A 25616-nucleotide genomic window follows, 5' to 3' on the forward strand; every position below is an offset into this window, starting at 1 on the left:
AGCGAGAAATGCTGGACCAAGCGACAATCCTCGACGGGGGCAAGGCCGTTGCCCTCACATTTGCCGGCGGCGAGCAGCAGCGTTTTCACGCCATCTGGCTGCGCGACAATGCCTGGGACGAAACCACCCGTGCGCCGGGTAACGGGCAAAGGCTGATCACGCTGGGCGACATCGCCCCGCAGACGCATGTTTCGGCTGTGAGCGTCGAGGGCGGCCGGCTGCAGGTGACGTTCCAGCCCGAGGGCCGGACGATTTCCTACGATGCGCGGTGGCTTGCCGAAAATGGCTATGACCGGGACCACGCGCATGCCCCCGGCTGGACGGCGCCCGAGATCGAAACCTGGGACGCCAGCCTTGGCGACAGGATTCCGCTGGCCGACTTCAAGGCCGTGCAGCAAAGCCGGGACGAACTGGCCAGGTGGCTTCATGGCGTGCGCCGCTACGGTTTCGGCAAGCTGGTGGGCGGCCCCACCGAAAGCGCCTCGCTGCTGAAGGTGGCGGACCTTTTCGGCTATGTCCGGGAAACCAACTACGGCAAATATTTCGAGGTGCGCACAGAGGTGAACCCCACCAATCTGGCCTATACCGGGCTGGGTCTCCAGGCGCATACCGACAATCCCTACCGTGATCCGGTTCCCACGTTGCAGATTCTCTACTGCCTTGAGAATTCAGCCGAGGGCGGCGAAAACATGGTGGTGGACGGCTTCCGCGCCGCTGAAAGGCTGCGGGAGGAAAACCCGCGCGGCTTCGACCTGCTGACCCGCCATTGCGCGCGCTTCGAATATGCCGGCAGTGCGGGCGTGCGGCTGCGCTCGCGTCGCCCGATGATCGAACTGGCCCCTGATGGCGAACTGATCGGCGTGCGTTTCAACAACCGTTCGGCTGCCGCGATCACAGACGTTCCCTATGAGGATATGGCCGATTACTATGCTGCCTATCGGCGGCTGGGCGAAATCATCGACGATACGGCCATGGAGGTGACGTTCAAGCTTGCTCCGGGTGAGAGCTTCATCGTCGACAACACGCGCGTGCTGCACGCACGCAAGGGCTATTCCGGTGCGGGTTCGCGCTGGCTTCAGGGGTGCTATGCGGACAAGGACGGCCTTCTGTCCACGCTGGCGGCCATTGAAATGCAGCCGCGGGAGGCGGCGGAATGAAACCCGACTATGAAAATCTGACCAGTGAAAATATCGTTGCCTTCATTGGTGATATTTTCGAGCGGCGTGGCGGCGAGGAATATCTCGGTGAGCCGGTGACGATGGCCGAGCATATGCTGCAGGGCGCCTGTCTGGCAGAGCAGCAGGGCGAGGCAGAAATCATTGTCGTGGCCGCGTTGCTTCATGATATCGGGCATTTTACCAGCGAGTTCGGCACCTTCTCGATGGAGGACACGAAGGACAAGCATCACGAGGAAGCCGGGGCAAAGGTTCTGGAACGGTTCTTCCCCGGCCTGGTCGTGGATTGCGTGCGCCTGCATGTGGCTGCCAAGCGCTATATCTGCGCCACCGATCCCAGATATCTTTCGGAATTGTCGGCCGCCTCGATCCACTCGCTGAAGCTGCAGGGCGGTCCGATGAACCCGGCCGAGGTGGAGGAGTTCGAGCGGCATCCCAACGTCAAGGAGATCGTGAAGGTTCGCTATCTCGATGATGCCGGAAAGATCGCCGGCATGCGCACGCCGGGCTTTGCGCATTATGCGCCGATGGTCCAGCGCGTCGTCGATGCCCATTGCGGCGCGCCTGCCGCGTGATGGCGAGGGCCGGATTACTGGTCAGGGCGTAAGGCCGCATCGGGCGGCCTCACCCGGAACCGGCGTTTTGGTCAGAAAGTCCGGCAGGTCACGCACCGACCGGCAGCCGAGCTGGGCCAGAGTGCAGCGCAGTTCCTCGCGCAGCAGCGCAAAGGCGTGATCACCGCCGCGCGCGCCTATTGCCGCCACGGCAAAGATGAAGGCTCGTCCGAGGAATACGAAGTCGGCGCCCGAGGCCAGCATCCGCGCAATGTCCAGCCCCGTGCGCGGACCGCTGTCGATCATGATCGGCACGTCCGGCCCGAGTGCTGCCCGGATGGCTGGCAGTACCTCCACCGTGGACCAGGCTGCATCCAGCTGGCGCCCGCCATGGTTGGAAACCCAGATGCCGTCCGCCCCGCAGTCGAGGGCGATGCGGGCATCCTCGGCGGTCATGACGCCTTTCACCACCAATTTGCCGGTCCATTGGGCGCGGATGCGCGAAAGAACTTCCGTCGTCACGTGACCTTCGACCAGCTCGGTCAGATATTCCGCTTCCTTCGCCATGGAGAGGCCATTGGGCGCGTAGGGCTTGAGGTTGCGGAATCTGGGAATGCCGGTCATTGCGGTGGCGAGCGCCCAGCGTGGATGGGTGGCGACCTGCCAGAGCGTGTTCAGGTTGATTTTCGGCGGCACCGAAAGCCCCACGCGCAATTCGCGGTCGCGGCGGGTCGCGGTGGGAATATCGATCGTCACCACAAGCGTCTCGAATCCCGTCGCCGCGACATCCTCGATCACGGCTTTCAACGCGTCCGGCTTGCTGAAGGAATAGAGCTGGAACCAGCCGTTGCGGCCCGCAATCGTGCGGAAATCGCTCATATGGGTGGTGGCGAAATGCGACAGCACCATCGGCGCATTGGCGGCGACAGCCGCGCGTGCCAGAATTTCCACCGCGCCGGGCCACATCAAGCCGGACAGGCCAACGGGCGATACGCCGAAAGGCATGTCGAAGTGTTGGCCGAGGAGGGTCGTGCCGAGTTCGGGCCGGTTGGCCGGCTCTTTCGTAAGATAGCAGGGCTCGAGCAGCACCCGATCAAGCGCCTGACGGTTGCGTTGCAGGCCGACCTCCCGCCCGATGCCGCCGCGCAGATATTCCCACGCGAAATGCGGGATGCGCCGTGCGGCGGCGCTGGCCATGTCATCGATGCAGGGGAATTTCTGGTCAAGCGTCATGGTGTGCATGTGAATGGGAGGCAGGGGCAATCTGCATAGGGCTATCCGAGGTCGCGAGCAATGTGGATTTCGCCACCGGTTTGCGCATGGCTCAGGATGGGTGTTGCGCGGGCTCGACGAGTTGCGGCGGCAGGTGCAGGTAGCGCGCCACCTTGCGTTTTGAAGCGATGTCGGTCCAGACGAACCCGACCTGCTCTTCGCTGAGAGATACGGCGCGCGCGACTTCGGCGGCAGGGATGCCGTTGTCCAGGCCGTAGAGGCACAAATCCATCTTGTCGTAGGGCAGGGCGAAGTAGAATTCCTCCTGCGTCTGCGCCAGCGAATAGGTATCGGTGGTAGGGGGGCGGCGGCGCACTTCTTCCGGCACGCCGAGATGTTCGGCAAGCTGGTAGACCTGCGATTTGTAGAGATGCGCAATGGGCTTCACATCGGCCGCACCGTCGCCGTTCTTTACGAAGAAACCCTGATCGTATTCCAGCCGGTTGGGGGTGCCAACAACGGCATGGTTGAGCCGGTCGGCATGGTAGTACTCGAACTGCTTGCGCGTCCGCTGCTTCATGTTGGTCGCGGCGACGATGCCAAGATAGACCGGCGCGGGCAGGCGATGCTTTTGCACCTTGCCGTCCGGGCTTTGCACCACCAGCGACGAGATGTTGTAGCCTGAGGTGGTGAGTGGGCTGGCGATCACGATCTTTGAACTCCAGCCCGGCCCATAGTCCGGCACCACCTCGCGGATGAAGCCGTCGCGACGTTCATAGCATCCCATGGCCTCCAGTGCCGGCCCGATGTCTTCCACCACGCCTTCCAGCCCGAAAGTGCGCGCAACCAGTTGGCCAAGCCTCAGGCTTTCGGGGTCGGAATCGTTTTCCGGCATATAGAGGCAAAACACATTGGCCGCCCCGACCGCTTTCGCCGCCAGCGCCGCACACACGCTGGAATCTATACCGCCCGAAAGGCCGAGCACCAGCCCGCGTTTGCGCAAGGGGCCGCGAAGCTGCGCGCGCAGGGCTGCGACGATGCGCACGGTCTCGGCCTCGGCGTCGATCTCCAGCGTGCGCGCGCAAAAGGGAAGGGTGCTTCCGTGCATGGCGTTCATTCTCCAGCTTCGGCGGCGAGCCGCCGGATAATTTTGCCGCTTGCCGTCTTGGGGAGTTCGCTCCTGAACTCAACGGATTTGGGCACCATGAAATCGGGCAACAGCCCCGCACAGTGGCGGATGATCTCGCGAGCGGTAAGCGCGGGATCTGAAGCGACCACCGCCGTATGCAGCGAAAGCCCGAGGATGGCGTCGGGTTGGCCGATGACAACGGCTTCAACCACGCCGGGACAGGAAACGATCGCTGCCTCGACCTGTCGCGGCGCGACCTTCTCGCCACGTATCTTCAGCATGTCGTCCTTGCGGCCGACGAAATAGAGGAAGCCATCGGCATCGGCGCGGAAGAGATCGCCGGTGTGGAGTTGCGGTTGCCCGGATGCCGGGTCGGGGCATAGCGCTTCCGCGGTGGCCTGCGGGTTTTCCCAATAGCCGCGCATCAGGTGCGGCCCGCGCACGACCAGTTCGCCAACGGTTTCGGGAGGGACGGGGTGGCCGTGCTCGTCGATCACCACGGCTTCGGTGCCGGGAATGGCCTTGCCCACCGAGCCCGGCCGGCGGTCGAGCTCCTCCGGCGGCAGGAAGGTGGCGCGCGCGCATTCGCTCAAGCCATACATCGGGTAGACTTTCGTGCCCGCAAACCGCTGCCGCAAGGCTTCGACATGCACGGGCGGTAGCGGAGCGGCGGCGTTGGTGATGTAACGCAGCCGGGGCAGAGGCTCGATGTCGCGCATGGACAGAAGCATCGCCGCGATCGTGGGCACCAGCGGCAGGCCGGTCACGCCCTCGGCCCGCGCCTTTTCCAATACGGCATGGGGGAAGGCGAAATTCTTCTCCAGCACCAGCGTCGCGCCGACCCTCACCGCGACCAGAAGCTGGTAGAGCCCGTAGGTGAAGGAGAGCGGCAGCGCGCAGAGCACGACATCGCCCGCATCGTTCTCCAGATAGGTCGCGATGGCGCCCGAAGCGGCGTCCATGCTGGCATGGGTCATCATCACGCCCTTGGGGCGGCCGGTCGAGCCGGAGGTGTAGATGATCATGGCAAGGTCGCCATCACCGCCTGTCTCGGGCGGGGGCGCGACATCACCGGCGATGCATTCCTCGAAGGACAGCACCTGTGCCGGCAGTGGTCCGGCCGCCTGTGCCGCGACGATCAGCGGCGGAGAGGGCATTTCGGCGCAGGCTTGCGCGCACAGGGCCAGAAACTTCGCTTGCGTCAATACCGCGCTGGGGCGGCAATCCCCGATGACGAAGGCAAGGCCGCCAGCCTTGAGCTGTGGATTGACCGGGCAGAAGATCGCCCCGGCCTTCAGTATGGCAAAGATCGCAATCGCCGTTTCGGGAATATTGTCCATGAACACGACCACGCGGTCCCCGTGCTTCACGCCATGCGCGATCAGCGACGATGCGAGGCGACTGGAGCGGGCGTCGAGATCGGCATAGGCGAGGCGCTCTTCCGCGGCGACGATGGCGATGCGGCCTGGCGCGGCCGCCGCTGTTCGCTCAAGGAAGGTTTCGACACGCATGATCGTCAGCCGGCCGTCGTCTCGGCGGTTTCGCGCTTGCGGATGACGAAGGCGTCGATACGCGCGATCGAATCGAGATTGGCCGGCACGATCTCGGCATCGGCCATGACAATGCCGAAACGCTCCTCAAGGAAGGTCACCATCTCCAAAATGCCGGTGGAATCGACGAGGTCGCTGGCGATCAGCGACTGGTCATCGGCGAGCGGGGCGGTGTCGTCGCCGAACAGGAAATTTTCCACGATGAAGGCGCGGATCTCGTTCTTGATTGCATCGGACATGGAAAATGCCTTTCTCGGACAGGTCAGACAGTGGGCTCGCACGTGCGATGCGCGTGCGGGCTCGCAAATTCGCGCGACCAGAGTTGTGTGGACAATATGCCGACGAAAGCGGCATTGTCGCGAAAGCCGCCGAGAGGTTCGCGGCGGCTTTTTTCGAGCAGCTTTGCGGTCGCCAACGGATTGAAAAGACCAGTCGCCGAAACCGCTTCCGGCGACAGTATCTCCTCGACATAGGTACCGGCCGCGCTTTTGAAGGAGGCGCTGTCGGGCGCGCGATAAGGCTGCTTGGGCCGCTCCGAAATAATCGGCGGGAGAAGGTCGGCGGTGGCCTTGCGCAATATGTGCTTCTCGCGCAGGCCCCGCAGCTTCATGCCGGGCGGGATGGTTGCCGCGAATTCGACCAGCCGGTGATCGAGGAAGGGGAAGCGCGTTTCCACGCTGTGCGCCATCGCCATGCGGTCGCCCTGGCTCGACAGGATGTAGCCGGGAAGCAGGAAGCGGGTTTCGATGAATTGCGCCTGATGTAGCGGATGCCAGCGGGCGAAATCGTCCGGCAGTGAACTGGCCAGTTCCTCGGCCGCGTCATAGCCGGCGAGTTCCGCGCGCAGGTCGCCCGAAAAGAACATCTTGGCGCCGGCGGTAGCGCGAAAGCGCGGCCGGTGGGAAAACAGCGGATCGTCCGGAGCATCCGTTTCCGTGCCGAAGAATGCCGCGAGATATTCCGGGGTCTGCTGCTGCAGGGAGGGCAGGTAGGGGTATATCTTGCGGAAAAGATGCGGCCGGATCCTCGATTGCGGCTGCCGCCCGCAAAAGCGCCGGATGCGCGCTTCCTTGAAGAGATCGTAACCGGCGAAGATTTCATCGGCACCTTCGCCCGAAAGCACGACCTTCAGTTCCTGTTCGCGCACAAGGCCCGAAAGCTGGAAAAGCGGTGCCGGTGCGGTGCGCAGGACCGGCTGTTCCATATGCCAGACCACGGCGGGGAAGATGCTGGCTATGTCGTCCGGCCCGCAGTCTATGGTGTGATGCCGGGTGCCAAGCGCGCGCGCCATGATCTGCTGATAGGCGCTTTCGTCGAATTCAGCATCGTCGAAGGTGACGGCAAAGCTGCGCAGGCCCGCCGGAGCCATGCGCGCGGCAAGTGCCGAAACGATCGAGGAATCGAGCCCGCCGGAAAGGAAGGAGCCTACTTCGACATCGGCGCGCAGGCGGATGCGGGTGGCATCTTCCAGCAGATCGCGCAGTTGCGCCGCCATGTCGTCTTCGCTGGGATGGATTGCCGCATCGCGTTCGTCGGGGAAGGTCAGCGACCAGTATGGCCGCACGCGCGCCTGCCCGTTTTCGATGATCATCATATGCGCGGGCGGCAGCTCCAAAATGCCCTTGAAGGCGGTGCGCGGCGCAATCGGTGCCCACAGCGTGAATATCTGGTCGAGCGCGATGGGATCGATGCCGCCTTCGACACCGGGCACCTGAAGCAGGGCCTTCACTTCCGAGGCAAAATAAAGCGTGCCGCGGTGGTGGGTATGGAACAGCGGCCGCACCCCCATGCGGTCGCGCGCCAGCACCATGCGGCGGTTGCGCTCGTCCAGTATGACAAGGGCGAAGTCGCCGTTGAGGTGGCAGACGAAGTCAGGGCCAAATTCTTCATAGAGGTGCAGCAGCACCTCCGTGTCGCTGACGGTGCGGAAACGGTGTCCGCGCGGCTCGAGCATTCGCCGCAGTTCGATGTAATTGAAGACCTCGCCATTGTAGGCGATGCGGATCGTGCCGTCCGCATTGGCCATGGGCTGGGCGGCATCGGGCGACAGATCGATGATGGACAGGCGGCGATGAGCGAGCCCCGCGCCGGAACCCACATGGATGCCTTGGCCATCGGGGCCGCGATGGGCAATCGCCCCGCACATGCGTCTCAGCAGCGGCGCGGCCTCCTCCGGCGGCAGGGCGCCGCTATAGCCGGCTATGCCGCACATCGATCACGCCATCCCCTCAAAACCGGTCCCCGATCAAACGCGACCAGGATTCCCCGGCAAAGCCGTTGAAGAAGGCCTTGCCGGCCAGAAACGGTTCGATCAGTGCGGGGTCGCGTGCATGCACGATCGACGATGAGGCATGGACGAAGGCGAAGCGTCGGCCGAGCATCGCTTCCAGCAGCGCGGGCTGGGCGCGGCCACGCAAGGCCACCATGCCGCGCTCGTTGGCATGAGCGAGCATGGCGTCGATGACCTCGCCCGCGCGGCCGGGCGCTGCGAGGATTTGCAGGACGCGGCCGATGCGGCCGGGGTCGCCGTAATAGAGAAACATGCCAACCGGTTTGCCGTCGCGCGTGGTCACCATGCGCCGCACCATAGCGCCGAACGTCGCCTTGTGGCGGGATTCCTCGACCATGCGACGCAGGTTTTCCTCGCGCCATGATGGCCGCACGGCAAAGTGCGAGACGAAACGGGTGAAGAGATGCGCGGCGCTTTCGTCGTCGAGGTCGTGGCTGGCGAGCGTTCCTTCGGCGATAGCAGCGGCCAGACTGGACCATCTCGGTTCGGGCGCGCCGCGCCGGATCAAGGCATCGGCCGGCCTGGCCAGAGGCGCCAGCAGCCGCGCCGCGCCCACGACATTGGCGGCCATTTCGGTGATGAAACCCGCCGGCCGAATGACGCGCAGCCATTCCAGGCTGTGCTCGGGCAGCACTGTGGCGCGTAACCTGCGCCACATGGTGGTGGAAATGTCGTTGGCGGTCTCGGTCAGAGAAATGTCCTGCGGGCCTGACAGGAAGGCCCGCATCAGCCGCGCACCGGCAAAGGGGTCGTCGGCGTGGTTGTCGACCATGAAAGTGCCGCAGAGTGCACCGCGCACCGGTCTTTCGCCCATCATCAAGGGCAGTGGCAGCACGCCCAGGAAGCCTGAAACGCTGCCGTCGTCGCGAATATGGACGTGGGAATGGATTTCGGAATCCTGCTCCGGCCCTTCAAGGAAGAGGCGTGTGAGATAGGCCTCCAGAGCCGGTGTGGCGGGCGCCGAGGTCTTGCGCAGGATACGCTGAAACAGTGCGGCGACCGTGGCCACATCCGATTGTCTCAGAGCCCTGATTTCCCCCATCCTTCTCGCGACGACGCCTTATGAGCCCGCTCGTCCCCTTCTTGTTCAAGATGAGGCGGGGATAGCATCGGGGGCTTAATTTTTCGTGTCAGGCCGGCTCCCGCGCGGCGCGTTCATCGGGGCAGGAAGCGCGGACAAGATCGTACTCCACCTTGCGCGCGAGCCAGCAGCCGATGACGAGGCCGCAGACCCGGTCGTCCGCGTCGCGCCTGATCTGGATGGTCCAGTCGCCGGGTGCGGGCGCATCCATGGAACGGCGGCAGGAAAGCAGCCACACGTCCTCGCCGGTCGGATAGATCGGATGCATCGCGCCCCTACCGAGAAATCCCTCGAAGGCCCCGTAGAAAGCACCGCCGACCTCGGTGATTTCCAGCGACGCGTCGAGTTCGGACGAAACGAAGCGGCCGGCAATGTCGCCGCGCGGCGCACCGGAGATGCGGATCGCGACGGATTTCAGGTTTTCGCCCGGTCGCTCGATGCGCATCGCATCGCCGTCGCGTTCGAGGATGGTCGCAGCGGATATGGCAATACCATCCTGGCCGAGCGCCAGCCTTTCGGGTGAGCCGGCAAAGCTTGCCGTCAGGTGATCCTCCTGCGCCGTTACCGTGAGCACCAGCCCGGTGGAGGGTTCGATATAGCGGCCTTCCCAGCCGCTGCCGGGCCTTGCGCCGGCCGGCTTTTCCTCCGGAACGCCCAGTGCGGCTTTCATCAGCATCTGCGCGGCGGCATGGGCGTCGGCGTCATGGTTGAACATCACCACCACCGAGAGCCGCTCGAAGGCGGCATGCAGGCGACGGCAGCGAAAGCCGCGCAGCGCGCCGCCATGCCCGGTGACCGCGGTGTTGCCGATCGTCTCGCGCTGAATGCCGTAGCCGTAGCGAGCGACGCTTCCGTCGGCAAAAGCCTGCGGTGCGGAAATGCGGTTGTAGAGCCCGCTTTCATCGTCGCGCGTGGCGTCGATGAAGCGTTCCCAGGCGAGCATGTCGTTGAGGCTGGCGGCAATGCCGGCGTCGCCGCTCCAATAGATGCGGTTGGCGGCGGGAAAGAAGCCGACATCGGCGTTGCCTTCATAACCGATCACGCCGTTGAGCGGTGCGCTGGTGTCGGTCGCCAATAGCGCGGTTTCCATGCCGGCGGGGCCGAAAATGCGTTCTTCAAGAAGTGCGCCGAGAGGTCTGCCGGCATGCTCCTCGATGAGATCGGAAAGCAGCCGGAAATTACCGTTGGAGTAGGAATAGTGGTGGCCCGCCGCGAAATGTGTGTCGCGCATGCGCGCGAAAAGCCGCCGGGTGTCCTCCCTGGCGAATATGCCATCGGCCAGCGCACCGTGCAGGACAGTCAGCGCCCAGTAGTCGCGCAGGCCGGACTGGTTGTGGCATAGTTGCGCGACCGTTGGGCGTGCCCCCTGCAGGTTGGGCAGCAGTGGCGCAAATCTGTCGTCGAGGATCGAGGGATCGCCTGCAAGGTCGAGCAGCAGCGCGCAGGTGAATTGCTTGCTGATCGAGCAGATAGGCATCAGCGTATCCACGGTCATCGGCACATGCCGGTCGAGATCGGCATAGCCCCAGGCCTGCCTGAACAGCACTTCGCCGTCCTTCATCACGCCGGCCACGCCGCCCGGCCCCTTGAAGCGAAGGGGAAGCGAACGGATGGCTTTTTCCAGCGCGTCGAAATCCAGCTTGGTCATGAAAATCCACTTTTGATTTATGCGCGGGCCAGCATTTCCGTCGCGCCGGCCGGAAACCGACCGCCGGCGACGGAGCAACCGACCCGACTTGTATCCGGCTGCTTGATTCCTTGCAGATTACCTGGGCGCATGTGCTGCGCAAGCGCGCGGTGGAAAAATCCGGCGTGAAGAAAGGTCCGAAATATGCGCGCCCGGTTCAGGCGTTCCTGAGTTCTTCGCCTGCGCGAAGCGCTTCCTGATCGCGTCCCAGCGTAGCAACCGCCACGGTGCGGCCCTTCACCTTGTAGCGCAGGGCGGCGTCGCCGGCCTTGATGTCGCCGTCCACCTCAACGCTGTCCCAGCCCCCGGCATAGCCGACATAGCGGATCGAGGTGTCGTAATGCGCGCTCCAGAAGAAGGGCGTGTCGGTGAAGGGTTGCCTTGCGCCCAGCATATTGAGCGCCGCCACTTGCCCCTGCCGCTCGGCCACCACCCAGTGCTCCACCCGGCGCGGCTCCGCACTCGAGCTGCTTTGCCATTCGGCCACATCGCCGGCGGCGAATATTCCCTGAACGCTGCTTTCGAGGAAGGCATCGACCTTGATGCCCGAGCCGGTCTCCAGCCCTGCATCCCTGGCAAGCGATATGCGTGGCTTCACGCCGACGCCGGTCACGATGAGGTCGGCCTTGAGTTCGGCCCCGTCCTTGAGCCTGACCGCGTCCTTGCCGATGCTTTCGACCGTGTTTTCGAGATGGAACGTGACGCCCTTGTCTTCATGCAGCGCGCGGATGAACTTTCCCAGCTCGGGGCCAAGCACTTTTTCCAGCGGCAGCGCTTCCGGTGCTACGACATGCACCTCCAGCCCTCTGGTGCGCAAGGCCGCCGCGGTCTCCAGGCCGATGAAGCTTGCGCCGATCACCACGGCAACCTTCGAGGCCTGCGCGCGCTCAATGATGGCGCGGCTGTCAGCCCAGGAGCGCAGTGTGAAGACATTGTCCCCATCCGCGCCCGGTATGGGCAGGCGCACCGGTTCGGCGCCCGTCGCGATCAGCAGTCGCTCGAAGGGGAGGGACGTGCCGTCTGCCAGGGTCACGGTGCGCGCGGAGGGATCGATGCGCTCGACCGTCGCGCCAAGCCGCAAATCTATGTCCCTCTTCTCGTAGAACCGTTTGGAACGCAACGGTATCCATTCGGCAGGCGCTTCTCCTGCCAGAAAATCCTTCGACAGGTTCGGTCGGTCATAAGGCGCGTCGTCGTCGCTGCTCAGAACTGTCAGCTTTCCGGCATAGTTGTGCCGTCGCAGCATCTCGGTCGCCGCGAAGCCGGCCGCACCCCCACCTATGATCACGATGCTTTCCGGATGGGCGGCGGCCTCCGCGGTCGTTACAGGCGCCGGCACTTTCCCGGCCTTGCCGGTGATGAAGACCTTGCCGTCTCGCTGCTCGATGTTCCAGCACTGGATGGGGTCGAAGGCGGGCGCGCCCAGCGCCTCGCCGGTGCGCAGGCTGAAGCAGGCATGGTGCCAGGGGCAGCGTACCGTTTCGCCGACCACCAGACCCTTCGCCAGTGGGCCGCTATAGTGCGTGCAGGTGCCGCTTACCGCGAAAATCTCCTCACCCTTGCGTGCAAGGATAACCGTTTCGCCGTCCACCTGTCCTTCGAGAATCTGCCCTTCCCTGATCGCTTCCGCAGCTACGCCCTGCGTGAGATCCGGTCCTTCGTTCCTCTCCGATTGCGCACCCATGACATCCTATCCCTGTGAAAAATATCGACGCGTTGCAACTCTTCCTTTCGACGCTGGGCCCAGCGAAAAGTTCCCTCGAAATGCCCGTGAAAACTGCGTTCCTGCATCATTCGAGGGTTTATTTCGTCGGCCGAATGGGAGTTTCTGTACACTTGATTGCAACCCAAGATTGTCATGCGGGTGGCTTTTTGGTAGACAGTTTCCCCCGCGCCGCTTATATAAAGGCTCTGGCTGCCGAATATCGCTTCCGTTTTATGGACGTTATCGGCACCAAGTCCCGAATTCAGTATGGGATATTCGTTGTCCATTTCATAGCAAAGGAGAGATAATCTGCTGATGCAGGCAGATTTTAATCTTTTAGTATGGCATTAAGTAATGAAAACACAAAATCAGATGCCTCGAACGTCATCAAGGTAAGTCTGAAGAACGTTTATAAGGTTTTTGGAGACGACTCCGGGCGAGCGCTGGAAATGGCGCATGCGGGCAAGAGCAAATCCGAAATCCACGCGTCCACCGGTTGTACGATAGGGGTGGACGATGCGAGTTTCGACATCATGGCCGGCGAGACTTTCGTCATCATGGGCCTGTCCGGTTCCGGCAAGTCGACTCTGCTGCGCCTTCTCAATCGCCTGATCGAACCGACCACAGGCGCCATCGAGATTGATGGCCGCGACATCACGAAAATGTCGAAGCGCGAGCTTATCCAGTTGCGGCGGCGCGACATGAGCATGGTGTTCCAGTCGTTCGCGTTGCTGCCCAACCGCAATGTTTTGAACAATGCCGCCTTTGGGCTGGAGGTTTCGGGCATAAGCGAGGCCGAGCGCACCGAAAAGGCACTCGCCGCCCTCGACGCGGTTGGCCTCAAGGATTATGCCTACAGCATGCCCGACGAGCTTTCGGGCGGCATGAAGCAGCGTGTCGGTCTGGCGCGGGCGTTGGCCAGCGAGCCGACCATCCTGCTCATGGACGAGGCTTTTTCCGCCCTCGATCCGCTCATCCGCACCGAGATGCAGGACGAGTTGATGCGCTTGCAGAGCGAAAATACCCGCACTGTCATTTTCGTCAGCCACGACCTCGACGAGGCGATGCGCATCGGCGACCGCATCTGCATCATGCAGCATGGCAGGGTCGTGCAGGTCGGCACGCCGGACGAAATCGTCTCGAAACCCGCCAACGACTATGTGCGTTCCTTCTTCCGCAATGTCGATGTCTCGCAGGTGTTCAAGGCCGGCGACATCGCGCGCAGGACACAACTCACCATCATCGACCGGCAGGGCGTCTCCGTGGCGGCCGCGCTGGAACAGATGGAGCAATCGGGCCGCGACGTGGCCATCGTGATCGGCCGCGACCGCAGATATCACGGCATGGTCAGCCAGGATGCGCTGATCGAGAAGGTCAAGGCCAAGGTCGCGGAGCCTTACCGCAACGCCTTCCTGCAGGACGTACAGCCGATAGCGTCGGCTGAATCCGTGTCGAACGTGCTGGGCCGGGTTGCCGAGAGCCGCTGGCCGGTCCCCGTTGTCGACGAGTTGGGCCGCTATGTCGGCTCCATCAGCAAGTCGTCACTTCTGGAAACGCTCGACCGCGCCGGTTGAGCCGAACCGAAGGGAAAAATCATGGATCTGGATTTTAGTGTCGGCCACGGCGCCGACGTCACAGTCAATTACATTCTCGACAACTTCACACCCGCGCTGGATGCGATCGCCACGGCGATCGGTTTTGTCACCGGCGGCATTCAGGGTGTGCTGGTCGGCATACCGCCACTTGCCGGCATCGCCATTCTGACGATCCTGTCGCTGTGGCGGGTGGGCTGGAAGTTCGCTATCTTTGCGCTTGTGTCGCTTGCGCTGGTCAATCATATGGGCCTGTGGGAAGGCACCATGGAAACATTGTCCCTGGTGCTGTCGGCCACCGTCATCGCGGTCGTTATCGGCATTCCTGCAGGTATTGCCATGGCGCGTTCCGACAGGGTGGCGGGCCTGCTGCGGCCCGTGCTCGACCTGATGCAGACGATGCCTGCCTTCGTCTATCTTATCCCGGCCGCGATGTTCTTCGGCCTGGGCGCGGTGCCGGGCACGATCGCCACGGTCATCTTCGCCATGCCGCCCGTGGTGCGCCTGACCAATCTCGGTATCCGTCAGGTTCATTCCGAGTTCATCGAGGCGGGTTTGGCCTTCGGCTGCACGCCCTCGCAGCTCCTGTTCAAGGTGCAGCTGCCGAATGCCATGCCCTCCATCATGGCCGGTGTGAACCAGACCATCATGCTTTCGCTGTCGATGGTCGTGATCGCCTCCATGATCGGCGCGGGCGGCCTCGGCAATTCCGTGCTGACCGGCATTCAGCGCCTCGATGTGGGCGCAGGCTTCGAGGGCGGTCTGGCCGTCGTCATCCTGGCCGTGGTCCTCGACCGCATCACCCAGAGCTTCGGCAAGGGCAGTTCGGGCCTTCTGAGCTTCCTTGCCTTCCGGAAAGCCAGCGGGCGCATTCAGGCGGCTTCGCAAGCCGCCGGCGTTCCGGCTGACAACGAGCGGCGCTCGGCCGCCGCTTGACCTCCCGAAAACCAGAAGGAGAAAATATGTTTAAAGCATTGACACGCATTGGCCTGGCCGCGCTCGTAGCGGGTGGCATGGCTACCTCGGCCTTTGCGCAGGACAACAAGCCTGTGAAGCTGGGCTGGGCTGCGTGGTCCGACGCCGAATTCGTCACCAAGCTCGCCGCGAAGCTCATCCAGGACAAGCTCGGCCAGAAGGTCGAACTGGTGCAGACCGATGTGGCGCCGCTCTATCAGGGCGTCAGCCGCGGCGATATAGACGCCATGATGATGGCCTGGCTGCCGGAAACCCACGCCGACTATTTCAAGCGCGTGGAATCCAAGGTGGACACCCTCGGCACCATCTATGATGGTGCGAAGCTGGGCTGGGTCGTGCCGCAGTATATTCCCGAAAGCGAGATCGGCTCCATCGAGGACCTGAAAAAGGACGAGGTGAAGCAGAAACTCGGCGGCACCATCCAGGGCATTGATCCGGGTGCCGGCCTCACGCGGCTTTCCGAGCAGGCGATCAAGGACTATGGCCTGGACTACAAGCTGCAGATCTCCAGCGAGGCTGGCATGCTGACCACCGTTGATCGCAGCATGCGCTCCGAAAAATGGTTCGTTGCCACGGCCTGGAGCCCGCACTGGATGTTCGGCAAGTACAAGCTGCGCTATATCGACGACCCCAAGGGCTCGCTCGGCAAGGCCGAACATATCGATATCCTCGCCCGCAAGGGGTTCAAGGAAGACAACCCCAAGGTTGCCGAACTCCTGTCGCGCATGAACCTGCCTATCCCCGAACTGGAGGCGGCCATGTTCGATGCGCAGGAGACTTCCTATGACAAGGCGGTGGACAAATACATCGCCGACCATCCCGACCGGGTGAAGGAGTGGCTCGGCGAATAACCGAACCGTCTCTCGGCAGCAGGCATGGACCGGCGGCAGACTTTGCCGCCGGTCTTTTTGCAGCGGCGTTTCAGTTGCGCCCGAAGGTGCTCTTTCTGGTTGCCTGGTAGGGATAAGAGAAGACTTCGTTGAAGTTCTCGGTCAGCGAGCTGATGAGCAGGCGCAGGCTGGGGTTCTGGAGCCGGTGGCTGGCGAACAGGGCGTACATCGCGACATCCTTCGAACGCCATTCAGGCAGAACGGGCTTCAGCAGGCCTGCCTCCACTTCGGCATTTGCAAAGAAGACGGGCATGAAGCAGATGCCATGGTCGTGGACAGCGGCCAGCTTGGCCACCCAGTAGTCGTTCGTGAGAAAACTGGTGTGGGGCTGTACGCTGAACTCCCTGGGGCCGTTCTTCAGGTTCCAAAGTGTAAGGCCTTCGCCGCTGTGCACGCCGATGAGATCGTGCTTCCTCAATTCGGCCGGCGAATCGGGGCTTCCGCGCCGCGCCAGATAGCCTTCGCCGGCATAGAGCCCGAAGGAGAACCGGCCCACGATGCGGGCGGTCAGTTCGCCGACCTGCGGAACCGGCGGCTCGCCAAGATAAAGGATGATATCCAGGCTGTCGCGCGCCGCCAGCAGGGCGTCACCGTGGAAGACCATGACTTCCAGCCGCAGATCCGGGTGATGGCGCGCAAAATGCAATATCAGCGGCGCCATCAGGTTGGAGGAAAACTCCCCGCCCGATCCGATCCGCAGGGTTCCGAAGGCAAGCTCGCGTTGCCGGCGCGCCGTATCGAGACCGCGTTCGCAGGCCCGCCTTATATTCTTCGCATGTTCGAGAAAATCGCGGCCCGCCTCGTTGAGAATCAGGCGGTTGCTTGACCGGACGAACAGCGGGACGCCGATCTCGCTTTCGAGACGCTTCAGTTGATGGCTGATGGTTGTCTTGGGCTTTGCGGAAGCCCTTGCGGCCGCGGAAAGCGATCCGCTGGACGCGATTTGCAGGAAAACGAGGACGTCATCGAATTGCATGTACGAGAATCTCGCAAGGTCGTTTCAAAATAATGGTCTATAGTGCCCGTGCGATCAAGAATATGGTCCGGGGAAAATAAGCCAGATAACCAGGGGAGGAGCCCATGGGCATCGAGCACAATCAATGGCGAGGCATTGGTCTCGACCGGCAGGTTCAGCCCGCATCGAGCAATCCGGTCATCGTGAACGGCGAAATGCTGGCCATGTGGCGCGGCGAAAACGGCCCCGTCCGGGTCTGGGAGGATCGCTGTCCGCATCGCGGCATGCGCCTGAGCTTCGGTTTCGTGCGCGGCGATTCCCTGCGCTGTATCTATCACGGCTGGGCCTATCGCACGGACGGGCAGTGCGTGGAGATTCCCGCACATCCCGACCTGACGCCTCCCAAGACGATTTGTGCCGCATCCTACCCCGCCGAGACCCGCTACGGCATCGTGTGGACGAATCTGGAGCGTGCCGCACCTTCGCCGCTTCCCGATCTCGGACCGGAGGATGGTTGGGAGCCCGTGCGCAGCCTCTATGTCAACGGTTCCGCCGCTCAGGTCGAGGCGGCAATCGAAGCCTTCGATTTCGGGGCGCCGTCAATGGTCAGACTGAAGCATGCGAACGCCATCGCGCTCGGTATTGGAGTCGAATTGGAACTGCTGATCGCGCTGCAGCCGGTCGCCGACAATCGCATCGGCCTTCATGTGGTGGCGCGTGGCGCCAGCACGCCTGAGACCAGGGCAAGCCTGGCCAGGCGTCTGCAGCGGCTGCGCACCGAAATCGAGATGGCACAGGAGAAGAAGTGATGGTTGCGACGACCGACACCGTTGCCAGGAATGAGTGGGTGCCGTGCGGCTGGCTCGGCCAGATTGCTATCGGAACCAACCTCGATACCATGATTTTCGGCCAGCCGATCCGTGTCGCGCGTATCGCGCAGGATGACTATCGTGTGGTGGAATTGTCGGATGCCGGCACCGAGGGCAGGTCCCTGCCGGTGCAGACCCGCTACAATTGCATCTTCACGACCCTCGGCGAGCCGACCCGCGCCTTGCCCGAGATTAGTGAGTTCGATGAGCCGGATCGTCGCATCGTGGGATGCGGCAGCGTCGGCGTCAGCACCTGCCCCTACCGCCTGATCGAGAACTTCCTCGACCTTGCGCATCTATGCTTCATCCACAAGGACATTCTCGGCGATCCGGAAAAGTCCGAGGTGCTCGCCTACAAGACCGAGCACCGCAAGGACGCCGACGAGATATGGGCGGTGGATTGCTCGTTCTACCAGCCGGCGGCTTCGAAGGCATCGACTTCGGGACAGATGACCAAATACATCTACCGTGTCATGTCGCCGTTCAGCGTCATGCTTTACAAAACGGTGAACAGCGACCCGAGCCGCAACGACGCCATTTGCGTGTTCATCCAGCCAATCGGTGAAACGCAATGCCTGGCTTATATGCCGATGGCTCTGGTGGACGATGTCAGCACCGATGGCGACATCATCGAATTCCAGCAGTCCATCTTTCTGCAGGATCGTGTGATCCTGGAAAACCAGCGGCCTGCGCTTCTGCCGCTCGACCCGACATATGAGTTGCCGACGCGTGCCGACGCCAGTTCGATTGCCTATCGCCGCTGGCTGAAGGCAATGAACATCCAGTTCGGAATTCTCGAGAAGCAGGCAGCCTGATGACGATCACCCTCTATGACTACACGCTGTCGGGAAGCTGCTACAAGGTTCGGCTACTGCTGCGTTTCCTTGGGCTGGCCTATGAACGTCAGCAGATCGATTTCTTTCCCGGCCGCCAGCACAAGTCGCTGGAATTTCTCGAAATCAATCCGCTTGGACAGCTCCCGGCGCTCCGTGACGGCACTCTCATGCTGCGCGATGCGCAGGCGATCCTGTGCCACCTTGCCAACACATACGACACCAGCGGCCAGTGGTTGCCACGTGACGAGCGCTTCGGCGAAGTGATGATGTGGGTGATGTTCGCCGGCGGCGAACTCATGAATTCGTCGGCGGCGCGGCTGCACGATGCACTCGGCTACAAGCTCGACATCGAGGCCGCACGGGCGAACGCGCATGCCGCCTTGCGCGTGCTCGAAGATCACATGACCGGGCGCGAGATTGCGGGGCGCAAGTGGATTGTCGGCGGCGCCCCGACAATCGCCGATATCGCTTGCTTCCCCTATATCGCCCTGTCGGGTGATGGCGGGATCGGTCATGAGGATTATCCGGCATTGCGCAACTGGATGCGGGATTTCCGGCGTCTCGACGGTTTCCATGCCATGCCTGGCGTTGCCGAGTTCGTGTGATGGACGGAGAGCTCGAAGTCATCGTCCGCCAGATCCAGTCGGAAACCTCCGAAATCCGCAGCTTCGTGCTGGAGCCTGCGTCCGGATCGCTTCCTCCATTCCAGGCCGGGGCGCATATCGACGTGTTCCCGATCCCCGGCATCAGCCGCCAATATTCTCTGGTCAACGATCCGGCTGATTGCTCACGCTATGTACTGGGGGTCAAGCGCGAGCCCAACAGCCGGGGCGGCTCGAGCGCCATGCATGGCAATCTGCAGGAGGGATCGCGGCTGCGCATCAGCCGGCCGAAGAACAATTTCGCCCTGCGCAGCAACAGGGGCAGGAGCATTCTTCTGGCGGGCGGCATCGGCGTGACGCCGCTGCTGTCCATGGCGCAGGCGCTTTGCGCGCGGGGCGTCGATTTCCAGCTACATTATTTCGTGCGCTCCAACAGCGAAATGGCTTTCCGCGACCTGATCATCGGCAGTGCCTGGTCGAGCTGCGTGAACTACCATTTCGGCTTGGTGCCGCCGGTGCTCAACGACGTGCTGGAGGAAATTCTGCGGGGCCCGGTTGCCGATGATCTCGTCTATCTGTGCGGCCCCGGCCCGTTCATGGATGCGGTGCGCAGCGTCGCCACCAATGCGGGCTGGACGGCGGATCAGGTCGTGCTGGAGCATTTTTCGGCCGAGCCGCCCAAGCTGGAAGCCGGTGCGGACGAATTCGTGGTGCGTCTGGCGCGGCGCGGGATCGAACTGGTCGTGCCGTCGGAAAAGACGATCATCGAAGTGCTGCGCGAGGCGGGGGTCGAAATCCAGACCAGTTGCGAGCAGGGCGTTTGCGGAACCTGCGTCACGCCGGTGCTGGAGGGAGACCTGCTCCACAACGATCTCTATCTCTCGGACGACGAGCATGAAGAGGGCCGGTTGATGACCCCGTGTGTTTCGCGCTGCAAGTCCAAGCTTCTCATACTGGATATCTAGAAGCGGTCTGGAATTCGGAATGGAGGTAGCATTTTGAAGCCGACATCCCTTCATCGCCCGGCGTTGGAAAGGGGTGATCATGTCACTGAGGATTAGCCATCGCTGATGGCCGTCACAAGCTAGGTACCCAATGGCAAGCGTCACAGGACAAGCCTGGGCAGGCACCGATCAGGGAAAGCCCCTTCTGCAGTTGGATCGACTGTCGAAATCGTTCGGGGCGACGCGCGCCAACGAAGACGTTTCACTCAGCATCCATCCCGGCGAGATTCACGCGATACTGGGTGAGAACGGTGCCGGCAAAAGCACGCTGATGAAGATGATCTACGGTGTGCTCACACCCAGTTCCGGTCGTATAATGTGGCGGGGGCAGGAAGTTGCGATCCAGTCGCCCGCAGTCGCCCGCGCCCTTGGCATTGGCATGGTGTTCCAGCACTTTTCGCTGTTCGAAACCCTGACCGTGGCCGAGAACATTTCCCTTTCGGTGCCAGAAAGCGCGGCGGCGCTGGCACCGCGCATCGCGGAATTCGGAGAGCGTTTCGGCCTGCCGGTGGACCCGTCTGCGCTGGTTCATTCCCTGTCTGTCGGTCAGCGGCAGCGTGTCGAACTGATCCGCTGCCTCCTGCAGAAACCCAGCCTGATCATCATGGACGAGCCGACCTCGGTGCTGCCGCCAAGCGGTATTCCGCCGCTGTTCGACACGCTGCGCAAGCTTGCCGCGGAAGGTTGCGCCATCCTGTTCATCAGCCACAAGCTCGACGAGATACGCTCGCTCTGCCACCACGCCACGATCATGCGGGCCGGCAAGGTGGTGGGGGCAGTGGACCCGACCCGCGAGACCAACGAAACCCTTGCGCGTTTGATGATCGGCCGCGAACTGCCGCAGCCGACCAGATCGCCGGCAAGGCCGGGCGAGAACCCGGCGATGGAGCTGCGTGGTCTCAGCAGCATTCCATCCGATCCGTTCGGGGTCGTGTTGCATGAAATCGACCTGTCCCTGCGGCCTGGTGAAATCCTCGGCATCGCCGGCGTTTCCGGCAACGGGCAGAAGGAACTGGCGTCGATCCTGTCGGGGGAGACGCCGCTCAGCGGGGCGGGGCGGGACCGTGTCCTGATCGATGGCGCTGCCTGCGGTCACATGAATGCGGGGCAACGGCGCGCCATCGGGCTGGCTTTCGTGCCCGAGGAGCGGAACGGGCGCGGCGCGGTGCCGGAAATGAGCCTTGTCCAGAACACGCTGCTTACGGCTCACCCGAAGGGGCTCGTGCGGCGCGGTTTGATCAGCCGCCGGGAGGCCCAGACCCTTGCCGAACAATGCATTGCCGAGATGAATGTGCGCTGCCATGGCGCACATGCCGAAGCCAGAAGCCTTTCCGGCGGCAATCTGCAGAAATTCATCGTCGGGCGCGAGATCAAGCTCAAGCCGAAGATCCTGATTGCCGCACAGCCCACCTGGGGTGTCGATGTGGGGGCGGCGGCGGCCATTCGGCAGGAACTCATCCGGTTGCGTGACAGCGGCGTGGCGCTGCTCGTCATCAGCGACGAACTGGAGGAACTGATGGAAGTTGCGGACCGCATGCAGGTGATCTTCCGCGGCCGCCTGTCGCCGTCGCTGTCGCGCGCCGAGGCCAATACGGCGATGATCGGAAACTACATGACCGGCGGCTTTCTCCAGCAGCCGCGCGGTGCACAGCAGGTGGAGGCAGCCTGATGCGCGCACCCTGGATGATCGAGCCGCGAACCAGCCTGCCACCTTTCATGAGCCTCGTGCCGCCGCTTGCGGCGGTGGTGGCCACAGTGATCGGCGGCATTGCCCTGCTGACGTTCCTGGGCATTTCGCCCGGCACCGCGCTTTTCCAGCTTTTTCTGGCGCCGTTCAGCTCGCTCTTCAATCTGAGCGAGGTGCTGTTGAAAGCGACCCCGCTGTTGCTGATCGCGCAGGGGCTCGCCATCGGCTTTCGGGCAAAAGTCTGGAACATCGGCGCCGAAGGCCAGCTCATTGTCGGCGCCATCGGTGGAAGCCTGCTGCCGATCTTCTACAATGACAGCCAGAACCCGTTCATGCTGGCCGGAATGGCGCTTATCGGGGTTCTCTGCGGCATGGCCTGGGCAGGCATCGCGGCGGCATTGCGCACGCGCTTCAACGCCAATGAAATCCTCGTCACCCTGATGCTGAACAGCCTGGCGCTGCAACTGCTTTATTATCTCGTCGGCGGGCCGCTGCGCGATCCGTTCGGCTTCAACTTCCCCCAGTCGGCCATGTTTCCGGATGTGGCCATGCTCCCGGTGCTGAGCAGTGCCGGGCGGGTGAATGTCGGTTTGCTCGCAGCGGTTGCCCTGTCGGTGGTGGCCTGGCTGTTCGTGGAGCGCAGTCTGATCGGCTACAAACTGCAGGTTGGCGGTGCGGCACCGGATGCGGCCCGCTATGCCGGCTTCAAGGAAAGTCGCGCGATCTGGATCAGCCTGCTGGTCGGCGGTGCAGCGGCTGGTCTTGCCGGCGTCTTCGAGGTGGCGGGTCCGCTCGGCCAGCTCCAGCGAGTGGTTTCTCCCGGCTACGGCTTCGCCGCCATCATCGTGGCGTTTCTTGGCGGGCTGAATGCCATCGGCATCCTGTTCGCCGCCTTCTTCATGGCCGTGATTTATGTCGGCGGCGATATTGCCCAGGCCTCCGCCGGCGTTCCTTACGCGGTCATCTCCATTCTGCAGGGCATCATGCTGGTCAGCTACATCGCGGCGCGGATGTTCGTCGACTACCGCGTGATTTTCCCCTGGTCGCTGGCAAAGGCTAACTGAGATGACTTGGCTCACATTCCTGATTTCGGGAACGCTTCTGGCCGCAACGCCGCTGCTGATTGCAGCGCTCGGCGAAGTGGTCGTCGAAAAGTCGGGCGTGCTCAATCTCAGCATCGAAGGCATGATGTCGGTTGGCGCCGTCACCGCCTTCATCGTGGTGTTCGAAACGGGCAATCATTGGCTGGCGCTGGCGGCGGGCGGTGTGGCCGCCATTGTTCTGTCGGTCGTCTTTGCCTGTGTCGTCCTGTTCGCACTCGGCAATCAGGTGGTGTCGGGTCTGGCCGTCGGCCTTCTGGGCATAGGCATTGCCGGGCTGGCAGGAGGCTCCTACGAGAACATGACGGTAGCGCCGATGGCGCGCTTGCAAATCCCGTTCCTGTCCGAACTGCCGGTGATCGGCCCCGGCCTGTTCAACCATCCGTTGCCCGTCTATCTGGCGCCGCTGCTGGCCGTGGTCCTGTGGTGGGCGCTCAAATATTCCAAGGTCGGGCTGGTGGTGCGTGCGGTCGGGGAATCGCCGGAATCGGCCAACGCCGTTGGCTACAATGTCGTCGGCATCCGTTTCCTGGCCATCATGTTCGGCGGCTTCCTTGCCGGCGTTTCCGGCGCCTTCCTGTGCGTTGCCAGTTCGACCCTGTGGGCGGACGGTATGGTCGCCGGGCGTGGCTGGATCGTCATCGCACTGGTTGTCTTCGCCATGTGGCGGGTCGAGCGCGTCGTCATCGGCGCTTATCTGTTCGGCGCGGCCTCGATCGCCGAGTTGCTCGTCCAGAGCGCGGGCATTTCCGTGCCTTCGCAACTCATGACCAGCATTCCCTACATCGTCACGATTGTCGCCGTCTCCATACTGTCGATGGACGGCAAGCGTGTTCGGCTGAACGCGCCCGTTTCGCTCGGGAGGGTCTATCTGGGAACGCACTGATCAAACGGGAAGCAAAATAACAACGAGATCCAGGGAGGAACTTGATGCTGAATATACTGAAGAAACTGGCGATGGCGGCCTGCGTGTCTCTGGTCGCCGCGACCGCGCAGGCGGAGCCGACCAAGCTCGGTTTCATCTATCCCTCGCCGACCGGCGATGTCGGCTGGGCCAAGCAACTGGACCTTGCGCGCGAGGCGGTGGTCAAGGAGTTCGGCGACAAGGTAAGCACGCGCGTGGTCGAGAATGTCGCCGAAGGTCCGGATGCGGGCCGTGTCATCAACCAGATGATCAGTGACGGCGCAAAGTTTGTGGTGCTCGGTTCCTTCGGTTATTTCAACGATGGTCTGCGGTTGGCCCGTCAGTTCCCCGATGTCGCCTTCCTGCACGCCAGCGGTTTCAAGCAAAGCAAGAATTTCGGCACGTTCACGGCGCGCAACTATGAGGGCTTCTACCTCGCCGGAATGGCCGGCGGCATGGTCACCAAGTCGAACACGCTGGGCATCGTCGCGGCATTCGCCGTGCCGGAGGTGGTGGCCGAGGTGAATGCTATCGCGCTGGCGGTGAAGAAGGTCAATCCGGATGCGAAGATCAAGATCGTCTGGGTGAACACCTGGTTCGATCCGGCCAAGGAACAGGATGCCGCGCGCGCGCTGATCTCGCAGGGCGCGGACGTCTTGTTCTCGCTGCATCAGGACACCCCGTCGGTCGTCAATGTCGGCCAGGCGCAGAAGGTCTTCGTCGTCAACACCAACTCCGACATGACATCGCATGGCCCCGATGCCGTTCTGGCCTCCGTCACCACGGATTGGGCGAAGTACTTCGTGAAGGAAGTAGGCGACAAGCTGGCCGATAACTTCAACGGAACCGATTTCCGGGGCGGCATCGCCGACGGCACGGTGAAGGTGGTGGCCTGGAACAAGGCGATCTCCGCAGACCAGATGGCCCAGATCAAGCAAGCCGAAGCGGATTTGACGAGCGGCAAGATGCATGTCTTCGCCGGGCCGCTGCGCGATCAGTCCGGCACGGAGCGCGTTGCCGAAGGCGCCAATCTGCCGGATCCGGATATCTTCGCGATGAACTGGCTGGTCGAGGGCCTCGACGGATCGTTGCCGAAATGACGTGTATTCATTGGATTGGCTCGAACGGGGTTCAGTGACGGGGATGGAATATTTCAGCGGCAGGCTGGGATTGGGTGGCGCCAATGAACGCGCGGCCGAGATCTGTTTCGAAGGCGAGCTTGGCCTGCCGTTCGTCACCTTCGTCACCGCTCGGGCGAAACGTCTCGGCCTGAAGGGCTGGATAGAGGAAGCTGGCTCTTCGGTATTGGTTCTTGTCGAAGGCCCCGAAGCGCTGGTCGATTCATTCGAGATCACCTGCAGTCTTGGACCTATCGATGCCCGCGTCGACCACTGGCTGAGAACCGATCGGCCGCTCGGCCTGAACGAGGCTGGCTTCGAAAGACGATAATACTCCGGCTTCTGCCCCGTGATCCGGGCGGAAGCGCTCCATCAAGCAGATACGCCCGGCTATCGCAGGCCTTCAGCCTTATCGGCGCGCCTTGCGTGTTCCCAAGCCCGGCGTTCCCGGTGGCATGGCATGCGACAATTCCATGTCGTGCCACCGGGCTCCAATCTTTCTGAAATGTCGTTGCCGGCATTTGCCAGCGCCTCCTGTTGTGCTGGCAGATCGGCAAGTCTTTCGAACGCCAGCATCGCAAAGTGTGCTGGCGTTGCCGCATGCTGTGATCACGGACCCGACGACGCTCCTCCGGGGTGAGATGCGCTCTATCAAATTGATTTTGCGACGAAATATGCGCTTGCTCGGCGTGTTCCTGCGC

At 62.7% G+C, this 25616-nt stretch carries 23 protein-coding genes; 14 read left to right on the top strand and 9 right to left on the bottom strand.

The features are described 5' to 3' along the window. Nucleotides 1-8 precede the first annotated feature (8 nt). Nucleotides 9-1157: a 2-trimethylaminoethylphosphonate dioxygenase gene (gene tmpA, locus C7441_RS00340; RefSeq protein ID WP_109611220.1), complete on the top strand. Its 1149-nt coding sequence runs from the start codon at nt 9-11 to the stop codon at nt 1155-1157. Then, nucleotides 1154-1750, top strand: a complete 597-nt coding sequence (gene tmpB / locus C7441_RS00345; RefSeq protein ID WP_109611221.1) for a (R)-1-hydroxy-2-trimethylaminoethylphosphonate oxygenase — start codon at nt 1154-1156, stop codon at nt 1748-1750. The genes tmpA and tmpB overlap by 4 nt, the downstream gene beginning before the upstream one ends. 21 nt (nt 1751-1771) lie before the next feature. On the opposite strand, the gene C7441_RS00350 is transcribed toward tmpB, so the two are convergent. From C7441_RS00350 to C7441_RS00385, 8 genes are all read right to left on the bottom strand, one after another. Then, complete coding sequence (locus tag C7441_RS00350; RefSeq protein ID WP_210205588.1) at nt 1772-2992, bottom strand: alpha-hydroxy acid oxidase; 1221 nt, start codon at nt 2990-2992, stop codon at nt 1772-1774. A gap of 61 nt (nt 2993-3053) precedes the next feature. Next, nucleotides 3054-4058: an NAD(+) synthase gene (gene nadE / locus C7441_RS00355; RefSeq protein ID WP_109611223.1), complete on the bottom strand. Its 1005-nt coding sequence runs from the start codon at nt 4056-4058 to the stop codon at nt 3054-3056. Beyond that, a complete protein-coding gene (locus C7441_RS00360; RefSeq protein WP_109611224.1) occupies nt 4055-5581 on the bottom strand; it encodes a class I adenylate-forming enzyme family protein in 1527 nt (508 codons plus the stop codon). Before C7441_RS00360 ends, nadE begins: the two co-directional genes overlap by 4 nt. Before the next feature lie 5 nt (nt 5582-5586). Further along, a complete protein-coding gene (locus C7441_RS00365; protein ID WP_019173775.1) occupies nt 5587-5859 on the bottom strand; it encodes an acyl carrier protein in 273 nt (90 codons plus the stop codon). Nucleotides 5860-5882: 23 nt separating this feature from the next. After that, complete coding sequence (gene asnB / locus C7441_RS00370; RefSeq protein WP_109611225.1) at nt 5883-7832, bottom strand: asparagine synthase (glutamine-hydrolyzing); 1950 nt, start codon at nt 7830-7832, stop codon at nt 5883-5885. Between the two features lie 16 nt (nt 7833-7848). After that, the gene (locus tag C7441_RS00375; RefSeq protein ID WP_109611226.1) at nt 7849-8919 is read right to left on the bottom strand and encodes a hypothetical protein; all 1071 of its coding nucleotides are present in this window, start codon (nt 8917-8919) and stop codon (nt 7849-7851) included. 121 nt (nt 8920-9040) lie between these two features. Continuing rightward, nucleotides 9041-10639: a D-aminopeptidase gene (locus tag C7441_RS00380; protein WP_109611227.1), complete on the bottom strand. Its 1599-nt coding sequence runs from the start codon at nt 10637-10639 to the stop codon at nt 9041-9043. A gap of 196 nt (nt 10640-10835) precedes the next feature. After that, nucleotides 10836-12362, bottom strand: a complete 1527-nt coding sequence (locus C7441_RS00385; RefSeq protein WP_109611228.1) for an FAD-dependent oxidoreductase — start codon at nt 12360-12362, stop codon at nt 10836-10838. 362 nt (nt 12363-12724) lie between these two features. Between C7441_RS00385 and proV the strand changes: the two genes are divergently transcribed. Genes proV through C7441_RS00405 form a run of 3 tightly spaced genes read left to right on the top strand, consistent with a single transcriptional unit; the run spans nt 12725 to nt 15801 of the window. Next, on the top strand, nt 12725-13957 hold the full coding sequence (gene proV, locus C7441_RS00395; RefSeq protein WP_109611230.1) for a glycine betaine/L-proline ABC transporter ATP-binding protein ProV: 1233 nt from the start codon (nt 12725-12727) through the stop codon (nt 13955-13957). A gap of 21 nt (nt 13958-13978) precedes the next feature. Then, entirely contained in the window at nt 13979-14911 is a 933-nt protein-coding gene (locus C7441_RS00400; protein WP_109611231.1) for an ABC transporter permease, read from the top strand. A gap of 26 nt (nt 14912-14937) precedes the next feature. Continuing rightward, a complete protein-coding gene (locus C7441_RS00405; protein WP_109611232.1) occupies nt 14938-15801 on the top strand; it encodes a glycine betaine ABC transporter substrate-binding protein in 864 nt (287 codons plus the stop codon). A gap of 70 nt (nt 15802-15871) precedes the next feature. Here the strand turns inward: C7441_RS00405 and C7441_RS00410 are convergent, their stop codons facing one another. Then, on the bottom strand, nt 15872-16816 hold the full coding sequence (locus C7441_RS00410; RefSeq protein ID WP_109611233.1) for a LysR family transcriptional regulator: 945 nt from the start codon (nt 16814-16816) through the stop codon (nt 15872-15874). 104 nt (nt 16817-16920) lie between these two features. On the opposite strand from C7441_RS00410, the gene C7441_RS00415 reads away from it, so the two are divergent. The 9 genes from C7441_RS00415 (at nt 16921) to C7441_RS00455 (ending at nt 25246) form a co-directional block, all read left to right on the top strand. After that, the gene (locus C7441_RS00415) at nt 16921-17604 is read left to right on the top strand and encodes a Rieske (2Fe-2S) protein (protein WP_109611234.1); all 684 of its coding nucleotides are present in this window, start codon (nt 16921-16923) and stop codon (nt 17602-17604) included. Beyond that, nucleotides 17604-18479: an aromatic ring-hydroxylating oxygenase subunit alpha gene (locus C7441_RS00420; RefSeq protein WP_109611235.1), complete on the top strand. Its 876-nt coding sequence runs from the start codon at nt 17604-17606 to the stop codon at nt 18477-18479. Before C7441_RS00415 ends, C7441_RS00420 begins: the two co-directional genes overlap by 1 nt. Then, complete coding sequence (locus C7441_RS00425; RefSeq protein WP_109611236.1) at nt 18479-19105, top strand: glutathione S-transferase family protein; 627 nt, start codon at nt 18479-18481, stop codon at nt 19103-19105. The genes C7441_RS00420 and C7441_RS00425 overlap by 1 nt, the downstream gene beginning before the upstream one ends. After that, complete coding sequence (locus tag C7441_RS00430) at nt 19105-20067, top strand: PDR/VanB family oxidoreductase (RefSeq protein ID WP_109611237.1); 963 nt, start codon at nt 19105-19107, stop codon at nt 20065-20067. The genes C7441_RS00425 and C7441_RS00430 overlap by 1 nt, the downstream gene beginning before the upstream one ends. A 130-nt stretch (nt 20068-20197) precedes the next feature. Continuing rightward, complete coding sequence (locus C7441_RS00435) at nt 20198-21775, top strand: ABC transporter ATP-binding protein (protein ID WP_244916017.1); 1578 nt, start codon at nt 20198-20200, stop codon at nt 21773-21775. Further along, nucleotides 21775-22857, top strand: a complete 1083-nt coding sequence (locus tag C7441_RS00440; RefSeq protein WP_109611238.1) for an ABC transporter permease — start codon at nt 21775-21777, stop codon at nt 22855-22857. The genes C7441_RS00435 and C7441_RS00440 overlap by 1 nt, the downstream gene beginning before the upstream one ends. A gap of 1 nt (nt 22858) precedes the next feature. Beyond that, nucleotides 22859-23779 carry an ABC transporter permease gene (locus C7441_RS00445; RefSeq protein WP_109611239.1) on the top strand — a complete coding sequence of 307 codons (921 nt, stop codon included), beginning with the start codon at nt 22859-22861 and terminating at the stop codon, nt 23777-23779. A 44-nt stretch (nt 23780-23823) separates the two neighbouring features. Beyond that, entirely contained in the window at nt 23824-24897 is a 1074-nt protein-coding gene (locus C7441_RS00450; protein ID WP_109611240.1) for a BMP family ABC transporter substrate-binding protein, read from the top strand. 43 nt (nt 24898-24940) lie between these two features. Beyond that, nucleotides 24941-25246: an acylphosphatase gene (locus C7441_RS00455; RefSeq protein ID WP_019173759.1), complete on the top strand. Its 306-nt coding sequence runs from the start codon at nt 24941-24943 to the stop codon at nt 25244-25246. The last annotated feature ends 370 nt before the right edge of the window (nt 25247-25616 follow it).

Source organism: Pseudaminobacter salicylatoxidans (assembly GCF_003148475.1).
GTDB classification, from domain to species: Bacteria; Pseudomonadota; Alphaproteobacteria; order Rhizobiales; family Rhizobiaceae; genus Pseudaminobacter; species Pseudaminobacter salicylatoxidans.